This is a genomic window from Oleiphilus sp. HI0066 (genome assembly GCF_001635725.1).
Window position 1 is genome coordinate 1 of record NZ_LWFH01000358.1, and the last position, 889, is coordinate 889.

1 protein-coding gene is annotated in these 889 nt (G+C 38.7%); it reads right to left on the reverse strand.

From position 1 onward, the window contains the following. Positions 1-725, reverse strand: a 725-nt coding sequence (locus tag A3738_RS05115) for an ATP-binding protein (protein WP_231876537.1), incomplete at its 3' end; no start/stop codon positions are given. Positions 726-889 lie beyond the last annotated feature (164 nt).

The window sequence follows — 889 nt, forward strand, 5'->3', positions numbered from 1 at the left end:
AATACTTTATTGATGGTAGTTTTGTTTGTATTCAAATACTCAACAAAAGCTTTTAAACCACCTTCATACTCAAATACTTCTTCTTTGTCTGTACGATTATCTCGTAGGACAATTCGAACACCAGAGTTCAAAAAGGCAAGTTCACGAATACGTTTTGCCAATAAATCATAATGAAACTTGATGTTTGAAAAAGTCTCAGGAGATGGCTTGAAATGAATTTCTGTACCAGTCGTTTCAGTTTTTCCAATTACAGCCAAACGTTCTTGAGGGACACCATCGTGATAAACCTGCTCATGCACTTCACCATTACGACGGATCGTAAGTTTTAAGTTACTCGATAAAGCATTTACAACCGAAACACCTACACCGTGTAAACCACCAGATACCTTGTAAGTGTTATCATCAAACTTACCACCTGCGTGAAGTACAGTCATGATTACTTCGGCAGCAGATACACCCTCTTCTTCATGTATATCAGTTGGAATTCCTCGACCATCATCAGAGACTGATACAGATTCATCTTCGTGAATCGTAACTCTGATTTCTGAACAATATCCAGCCAAGGCTTCATCGATAGAATTATCAACAACCTCAAAAACCATATGGTGCAAACCGGTTCCATCATCGGTGTCGCCGATATACATCCCGGGGCGTTTTCTTACCGCATCTAAGCCTTTTAGAACTTTAATGCTAGACGAGTCATAAGAGTTTTGAGTATCGCTCATTAGCTTTCCTGAATTACGTCAGATTAGTTTATTTATAATCACTTATCTTACCATGTTCCACGTGAAACATTCGTGTTTTATCCAGTAAATTACAGCGTTCTAACACTCTGCTATAAAGCATTGTATCGAGCGTTGTTGCTATGACAGACGTTCCGCTTTCATAG